General features: G+C 62.2%; 9 protein-coding genes. 1 reads left to right on the plus strand and 8 read right to left on the minus strand.

Going from position 1 to position 7,560, the window contains the following annotated elements; translation table 11 throughout:
• The 3 genes from DBR10_RS20095 to DBR10_RS13310 form a co-directional block, all read right to left on the minus strand.
• Window positions 1-297: phosphorylase family protein (locus DBR10_RS20095; protein WP_442861119.1), on the minus strand; the 297-nt coding region annotated here is incomplete at its 3' end.
• Window positions 298-619: 322 nt separating this feature from the next.
• Complete coding sequence (locus DBR10_RS13305) at window positions 620-1,297, minus strand: nitroreductase (protein WP_108490593.1); 678 nt, start codon at window positions 1,295-1,297, stop codon at window positions 620-622.
• A gap of 73 nt (window positions 1,298-1,370) precedes the next feature.
• Window positions 1,371-3,050, minus strand: a complete 1,680-nt coding sequence (locus DBR10_RS13310) for a class I adenylate-forming enzyme family protein (RefSeq protein WP_108505762.1) — start codon at window positions 3,048-3,050, stop codon at window positions 1,371-1,373.
• Between the two features lie 414 nt (window positions 3,051-3,464).
• Between DBR10_RS13310 and DBR10_RS13315 the strand changes: the two genes are divergently transcribed.
• Window positions 3,465-3,983 (plus strand): GNAT family N-acetyltransferase, encoded by a 519-nt coding sequence (locus DBR10_RS13315; RefSeq protein ID WP_108505763.1) that lies wholly within the window; start codon window positions 3,465-3,467, stop codon window positions 3,981-3,983.
• Window positions 3,984-4,171: 188 nt separating this feature from the next.
• Here the strand turns inward: DBR10_RS13315 and DBR10_RS13320 are convergent, their stop codons facing one another.
• The 5 genes from DBR10_RS13320 to DBR10_RS13340 all read right to left on the minus strand — a co-directional run bounded on the left by DBR10_RS13320 (window position 4,172) and on the right by DBR10_RS13340 (window position 7,285).
• Window positions 4,172-4,462 (minus strand): Hpt domain-containing protein, encoded by a 291-nt coding sequence (locus DBR10_RS13320; protein WP_158272231.1) that lies wholly within the window; start codon window positions 4,460-4,462, stop codon window positions 4,172-4,174.
• Window positions 4,452-4,826 carry a response regulator gene (locus tag DBR10_RS13325; protein ID WP_108505764.1) on the minus strand — a complete coding sequence of 125 codons (375 nt, stop codon included), beginning with the start codon at window positions 4,824-4,826 and terminating at the stop codon, window positions 4,452-4,454. The genes DBR10_RS13320 and DBR10_RS13325 overlap by 11 nt, the downstream gene beginning before the upstream one ends.
• 107 nt (window positions 4,827-4,933) lie before the next feature.
• Complete coding sequence (locus DBR10_RS13330) at window positions 4,934-6,019, minus strand: sensor histidine kinase (RefSeq protein ID WP_158272232.1); 1,086 nt, start codon at window positions 6,017-6,019, stop codon at window positions 4,934-4,936.
• A 94-nt stretch (window positions 6,020-6,113) separates the two neighbouring features.
• A complete protein-coding gene (locus DBR10_RS13335; protein WP_108489944.1) occupies window positions 6,114-6,662 on the minus strand; it encodes a response regulator in 549 nt (182 codons plus the stop codon).
• A 431-nt stretch (window positions 6,663-7,093) separates the two neighbouring features.
• Window positions 7,094-7,285 carry a hypothetical protein gene (locus DBR10_RS13340; protein WP_146184184.1) on the minus strand — a complete coding sequence of 64 codons (192 nt, stop codon included), beginning with the start codon at window positions 7,283-7,285 and terminating at the stop codon, window positions 7,094-7,096.
• Between the last annotated feature and the right edge of the window lie 275 nt (window positions 7,286-7,560).

The raw sequence follows: 7,560 nt of genomic DNA on the forward strand, positions 1-7,560 counted from the left end.
CCCGGGCGGCAGCTCTTCCCGCAGCGAACCGACCGCCGAAACCGAGACAAGGTCGGTACAGCCTGCCCGCTTCAGAACATCGATATTGGCACGCGCATTGATCGCGCCCGGCGGAATGCGGTGACCCTGGCCATGGCGCGGCAGGAAAACCAGGCGAACCCCTTCCAGGGTTCCGGTCACCAGCTCATCGGAGGGCGCGCCCCACGGAGACTCCACGCAGAGGGTCCGCCGATCCGACAACCCGTCCAGGTCGTACAGACCCGATCCGCCCATGACGCCGATCACCCAGTCCTTCATGCCGTTCCCTTCCGATCCCAAGCCCGTTTGATACGGCATCCAGGGGCAATGGGACAGGCTGGCCGTGCGCGCCCAAAGGGCAATTTCAGCCCCGATTCAGGAACAGCCGCGTGAGCCGCCGGCGCAGGGCGGTGATGCCTCCGTTCCGGGAGGCTTCCGACCGGGAGGGCGTCAGCCGTCCAGGCTGACAGCATCGACCGCGCGGGAAGCCGTGCGGAGCCTGCTTGGGTCAAAACCTCACACCACGCTGCTCCAGCGCGTGCGGCCCGCCCTTTCGGACCCGATCACGCTTTGAAACTGAAGACCGAGCCTTCCAAAGTACCTAGTCGCCGAAACCGACGAAGACAGTCGCCTCTGCAACCGACTTGCGTTCCGACACCACCGCGTTGGCGGGAAAGCTTTCGTCGGGCCAGCCCAAGGCGATACTTTTCATGATCACCTGATCGTCAGCTATTCCGGCGTGCTCGCGCACGACAGGCGACTGCATGATGCCCTGGCTGTTGATCACCGTGCCGAGGCCGCGCGACCAGGCGGCATTGACCAGAGCGGTGGTGACGGCTCCACAGTCGAAGGGCGTGTCGTCGCTGCCGTCCAGCACGCGGTCGTAGGTTACGATCACGCAGACCGGAGCGTCGAACTGGCGAAAGCCCCGCAGAACCCAGTCCTGACGCATCTCCTTATCGTCGCGAGCGATCCCCATGGCGGAGAACAGCTGCTTGGCGACGCCCACCTGCCGGTCACGATGCTGACCCGCAAAGGCCTGTCCCTGGCGGAACTCCCGCGATTGCGGCACGCCGGCCACCATTCGCTCGGTGTTGCCGGCGCGGATGCGATCCAGCGGCTCGCCGGTAATGACGTAGAAGTTCCAGGGCTGGGTGTTCATCGACGACGGCGCCCGCATCGCCAGGCCGATGATTTCCTCGATCAGAGCCCTGGGAACCGGATCGGGCTTGTAGCCGCGGATGCTGCGGCGGCCGAGGATGACATCGTCGAATTGCATGACTGGTCCCGGAGATTGTCAACAAAAGGAGGGGTGCCCGACTACGCCTGAGGCCCGACAGCCGCGGGGTGTATCAGCGCAGGAGCGGTGCATGGCGTTGCGCGGCTTCGTCTCGAAGCTGACGCTTGAAAATCTTTCCCGACGCGATGCGCGGCAACGGAGCGTCGGAGAAGTGGAAGTAACGGGGAATCTCGAACCGCGCGAGGCGGGGCTCGAGAAAGGACCTCAAGGCCGCCTCCTCCAGGCCGGCGCGGACATAGAGCGTGGCACCGACCTCTTCTCCGAGGCGTTCGTCCGGGACGCCATAGACACTCGCTTCGACGATCTCGGGATGTTCCAGCAGGGCAGCCTCCACCGCGCCGCAGCCGATGTTCTCACCGCCGCGGATCACCAGATCCTTGATACGGTCGACGATGTAGACAAAGCCCTCGTCGTCGACATAGGCCACGTCGCCGGTGCGCATCCAGCCGTCCACGAAGGTCTCGGCATTGGCCTCGGGCCGGTTCCAGTAACCGCGCATGATCGAGGCCCCGCGGATCTGCAGCTCACCCCGCGTCCCGGCAGGCTGCGCCACTCCGGCCTCGTCGACGATGCGGATATCCAGCACACCCGACACCCGCCCCGAACTGGCCGGGTGGGCCAGGTAGTCGGCACCGGCGATGCTGGTGCCGATGGCATTGGTCTCGGTCATGCCCCAGCCGGTGTTCGGCGCGGCGTTGGGAAAGGCCCTGTCGATGGCGCGGACCTGCTCGGGCGCACGAGAGGCCCCGCCCCCACCCACCGCGATCAGCGAACTCAGGTCGCGGCCCTCGCGCCGTGCGATCTCCACCAGATCGCCGGTCACCGCGGGCGGCCCGTTGAAGCCGGTGATCTTCTCACGCTCGATGATCTCGACGGCCTGGGCCGGATCCCACTTGTACAGACAGACCAGCCGGCGCTGGGCGCGGAAGCACTGCAGCAGGCTGACATGCAGGCCCGAGACGTGAAACAGGGGGATGGCCAGCAGCGCCGCCGGCTGCGCTCCGCCAAGCACGGGGGCGAAGCCCGCCAGCATCCCGGCCTGCGCATCCAGTTCCCAGGAGAGCAGCGCCGACAGGATGTTGCGGTGCGTCGAGACCGCCCCTTTCGGATGGCCGGTCGAGCCGGACGTATAGAGCATGATCGCGTCGTCATCGGGCCCGACCTCGCGCTCCGGCGGCGCGGCGTCATCCGCTCCGGCCATCACCGCGTCATACCCCCGGACGCCCGGTGCCAGGGTCCTGGTCGCCCGCACTGCGATCACCGCCAGGTCCGCAGGCACGTCCTCGCAGGCGGCCAGCCGGTCCAGCCGCTCCTGGTCGGCCAGCAGCAGCTTGGCGCCCGAGTCCTTCAGCCCGTACGCCATCTCGTGCGGCTGCCACAGCGCGTTCATCGCCACCGCGATCGCCCCGAGGGAGGTCGCCGCCATGAAGCCGAGGATCCATTCCGGATAGTTGCGCATGGAAATCGCGACCCGGTCGCCCTTCTCCACGCCATAGTCGCGAGCCATGACCGCCGCGAGCGTCCGGGACGCCTGCCAGGCCTCCTCAAAGGTCAGGCGCTCGTCCTCATAGACGATGAACGGCAGGTCGCTACGCCCGGCCTCATAAAGGGCCCTCAGGTTGGCCGGGGCATTCTTGAAGGCCCGCACGCGCCGCCCCAGCGCCTCGATCTCCACGAGCTCATAGGGCAGCCCCTCGCCGGTCAGCTGGGCCAGCGCTTCGATCCTGTTCACGTCTCAGTCCCCAGTTTTTTCTTATTTTTACCGGACAGGGCGCGGTGGCCCAGACCGGGACTTAGGCGCCGCCGCTAGCGTGGATCGGAGCTGCCGCAGTCACGCTAGCTTCTCTCCGTTACCCGGGCAAATGCGGCCTTGAGCCGGAGAAGAAAGTGAAACCCATTTTGGAAACGCGCGGCCGCTTCCCCTCGACGACGGCACGGCTGGCGATCCGGTTCTGTTTTCGCGCTAGCCTGACTATCAGGGACGCCGAGGACCTGATGGCTGAATGCGGCCTCGAGGTGAGCCTCAAGGCCACGGAAAGCCCCTTCGCGCTTCCAGGCATCAGGCGGGTTCTGTCTCGTCCGCTTGGCAATGGAGCGCGACTGTCGATAGGCTTTCCAGACCGCTGAAGCCTGTAGCGCAAAGCCAATGAGCGATGCCGAGTTCTCGATCCGAACGGCGGAGTCCGGCGCGGACTATGAAGGGTTCGGCGAGGTCTGCCGCCTGTATGTCGGCTGGTGCCGCGAGCGCTATCGCGACATGCCCTGGTTCGTGGAGGAGGTCTTCGGGTACCAGTCGCTAGACGAGGAACTGAAGGTTCTTGCCGCGAAGTATGGCCCGCCGAATGGGCGAACGATGGTCGTGGACATTGGCGGCAAGGTCGTCGGCGGCGGCGCTTACCGGCACCTGTCCGCCGGTGTTTGTGAGCTCAAACGGCTCTATGTCACCGATACCGCAAGAGGTCTCGGAGTGGGTCGAAAGCTGTCAAACGCGCTTGTCGATCTGGCCAGGCAGGACGGCTACGGCCTGATGCGGCTGGATACAGGGGACCGCCTGGTCGAAGCGGTCGCGATGTATGAGTCGATGGGGTTCAAACACATTGCCCCCTATCAGGAGTACCCCGCGCGATTGATGCCCTATCTGGTGTTCATGGAAAAACCGCTGTAGCGACCGCCCCGGCGCAACCCTCGCACCGGCCATAAGCTCCTCTTGCGGGATCCCCGTTCTGTACCCGGCGCGCTCATTCGGACAGGACCAGTGAAGCTGCTGGGGAGCGGGCTTCAGTGAACCGCTCCGGGTTTGCCGGAGGCCATTTGCTTTAACATCAGCCGGCTGGCGGATGCTCATGTATTGTTTCAACCCATAAACTCACGGATGGTCATCTCCAGAGCGGTCGCAAGTTCGGAAAGCTTTTCGTCGGCCACCAAATGATCCTTGGCGAGATCATAGTCGATTTCGCCGGCCAAAGCGCTCAGCGAGGCGTGTCCGAAGCTTCCGGCTATTCCGGCTAGGCCGTGGGCCACCGTGCGCAGCGGCTCACGCCGAACGATTGCGTCCTGATTCAGAAGTGAGCGAAGCGTGGCAAGGTCGTCGATGCACCTTTGCCTGAAACGAGCCCGCAGGCGTGAAAGCGGATCATCGCTCATGGCGACCCGCAAGCGCAGCGCGTACATCCTGAGCCAACACCGTCGGATCGAATGGCTTGGCAATGACCTTCAGGGCTCCAAGGTCGAGTAGTCGCCGACGCTCGTCGGGCCATGCTCTGGCTGTCACGAAAATGACCGGCGTATTGGCTCCGATTTCCTCACGCAGCGCCGCGAGAACGGCCGGTCCGTCCATCTTCGGCATCATCACGTCCAGCAGCACAACATCAACTGCCGCTCGGGCCAGGTGTTCCAGGGCGGCGGGGCCTGAATCCGCGGTCGTCACCCGTATCTCGGGGTCCAGTTCCAGTGAAAACTGCGCAAGCTCGCGCAGATCGCTTTCATCGTCGACATACAGAACATTCACAGTGGACGCTCACTTTTTTGGCTGCTGGGGCGCTCGCGCTCGCTGAGGCGACCGTCGTGTTCTCATCCAGCCATAACGACGATACTAGGTATACCTGACCTTAAGCCCTATCCGACAGCGCTCCGACGGCCCGCCCGCGCTGCCGCAAGCTTTATACAAAACTCAGATCCTCGCCCGGGTTCGGAGGAGCAGGTAATGGAACCCTGCTGCCGAGCGAGCGCTTTGCGGACCATCGTCAAGCCCAGTCCAGTGCCAGAATAGGCTGCCTCGGAGTGAAGTCGCACAAGTGGTGCAAACACCGCTTCGTGATACTGGCGGTCAATGCCAATTCCGTTGTCCCGCACCAGGATTTCAACACCGTCATCTACATACGCGGCCGATATCCAGACCGTGGGTGAAGAACTGGCGTTGTACTTAAGTCCATTGACGATAAGATTTTGTAATACCTGCGCCATCAAGGTGGCGTTGCCTCGGATATTTTGATCTACATCAATAAAAATCCGTCCGGCGCGTTCCTCAATGTAGCAGGAAAGCGCAACCGAAACGTCCGATACGACGTCTCGAAGGTTTAGATTGGTGATCGGCACGGGTTGTCCCAGCAACGTATAGTCGGACATAACGTCAACCAGGTTGGCGAGACGGCGCGCTGCTGCGTCCACGAAAGCCATATGGGTTGCCACGTCTGGCCCTTTTTCATCACCAAGCTCGTCGGAAATCATCTGGGTAAACGTGGTGATCTGTCGAAGAGGTTGTTTGAAGTCATGCGCCAGGGCATGCGCGAATGTTTCCAGTTCCGCGCGTTGTTCGTCGATCACCCGTCGTTGACTGGTGATCTGGATGGCGTTTTTTATTGCCCGCTTTAAAGACTGTGCCTTGAGCCGAGATTTGGGGATGTAGTCCGTAACGCCGGCATGCATAGCGCTCGTTGCGAGGGTTTCGTCGCCCGAGCCTGTCACCAGGATGATCGGCAGGTAAGGCAGAATGCGATTAAGGCCCTTCGCACAGGCCAGCCCGTTGAGCGTGGGCATGCGATAGTCCAGAAGCACGCAATCGAAGTGCTGGCGCTCACAGGCCGCCCGCACAAGGTTGGGATCCTCTAAAGTTACGACCTGCGCGCCGGGAAAGACGCCCCCGGCGATCAGGGAGATGAGATCCAGAAACAAAGGATCGTCATCCACGAACAGGAGCGACAAAGTCTCCATTGATGACCCTTTTGGTGGCGCGGCTGAATCGCCGGCAACACCCGCAGCGGCAGGCTCTGCCCCACCGCCGCGCGATGCAGAACTGCTATGCTGCGGCGATGATGCGATCGAGCGCGATCGTCATCTTTGCCATTCCGTTTGGCTTGGTGACATACTCCACGCAGCCGCGTTTGCGTGAGCGCAGCGCATCAGCCCCCGACCTGGATGACGTGAGGACGACAGACGGAAACTCCACGGTCACCCGGGCCCGCAGTTCCGCGAGTAGCGCGAAGCCATCCTTGCGGGGCATGTGCAGGTCGACAATGGCGAGATCTGGCTTCATGCGTCGGGCGTCAACCAGTTCCAGGGCTTCGACACCGTCTCGGGCACGGACAATGGCACCTACCCGCGGATTGGAACTGAGCGCACGCTCTATAAGGTAAGCATCCGCATCGTCGTCTTCGACGAGAAGGATATTCAAGGATTGTGATCCGCCCACAGGCCCCGTCGTTTCGGCCGGCGCCGCTGCGAGGCGCTCCAACTTGATGGTTGAACCGGGCGAGGTGGTATCCGCGATGACCGTCATGCCGCTTTCCTTCCATGAGATCGCCGAACAGAACTTAAGTTCGTTCGATTTGCTTGTCTGCACCTTCATAATGAACTTAATGAGCTTAATTTTTCGATAATTCGAATATTCCGGACACGAGACCTTCAAGTCGCACAATTTTAACAGATAGAAGCACACTAAAATTAACCGTACTGGCTTCGAATTGTAAATTTATGCTTGAAGCGCGCCCCATTCACAGGGCGCAAAATACTCGATCAATTAGCCGAAAATTCTATTATAAACAGATATTTATGAGGATATGTGCCATCCGATCACAGCGGCTGAAGTATCGATCACATGTAGAATTGATGGATCTCTAGCCTGAAACTTCATTTCAAACCCTCACTTCGATTTACCATAACCGCGAGGCTCTCTGGGCAAGGACGGCGGGTGAAAGGGGTGTAGCTTGCGTCCCGGAGCGCGCCGTGCGATCGGCCGCCCCAGGATCAGTTCAAGCTTGTCGATGAAATCCCTGCTGCCTAGCGGGCGGCCGACGCCCCGGTCACCAGGTCACTGAACCGCTCCACCTGCGCCAGCACCGGGGCCACGCGCAGCGGATCATCGCTCTGCCCCACCGGACGGTCGCTCGCGCTGGACCACGGCCAGTCCTGAGGTCTCGCCGCCAGCCGGACCCGAACCGGATTGAGCACGACGTTGCGTACGGCCGTCATGAGATGCACCTCGATCATCACGACAGAGGCCTAGCGATCATCAAACGGGTGTCCGCGCCATCGCCCGCGCGCCATGACGAAGTGGGCCTATAGCTTGTGCGCCGCGCCGTCACAGGAGGCGGGCCAGCGCGGGCGATGAAGCGGGCGATCCGGGCCATCAGCTATGGATGGCACCAAAGGCAGAAAAAGGGGAAAACCAGGCCTGACGCCGGATGGCAGAGTGCCATCAGCCTGACGCCGACCGTGAGCGAAAGCCGGATTTGTGGGTTTGGGGG

The sequence above is a fragment of the Caulobacter sp. HMWF025 genome (assembly GCF_003060965.1).
In the GTDB taxonomy this organism is placed as follows: Bacteria; Pseudomonadota; Alphaproteobacteria; order Caulobacterales; family Caulobacteraceae; genus Caulobacter.

Excerpts from the sequence above, each read along its gene's own strand:
- DBR10_RS13305 (WP_108490593.1), bottom strand. The coding sequence starts at position 1,297 with ATGCAATTCGACGATGTCATCCTCGGCCGCCGCAGCATCCGCGGCTAC.
- DBR10_RS13340 (WP_146184184.1), bottom strand. The coding sequence starts at position 7,285 with ATGACGGCCGTACGCAACGTCGTGCTCAATCCGGTTCGGGTCCGGCTG.
- DBR10_RS13320 (WP_158272231.1), bottom strand. The coding sequence starts at position 4,462 with ATGAGCGATGATCCGCTTTCACGCCTGCGGGCTCGTTTCAGGCAAAGG.
- DBR10_RS13335 (WP_108489944.1), bottom strand. The coding sequence starts at position 6,662 with ATGAAGGTGCAGACAAGCAAATCGAACGAACTTAAGTTCTGTTCGGCG.
- DBR10_RS13315 (WP_108505763.1), top strand. The coding sequence starts at position 3,465 with ATGAGCGATGCCGAGTTCTCGATCCGAACGGCGGAGTCCGGCGCGGAC.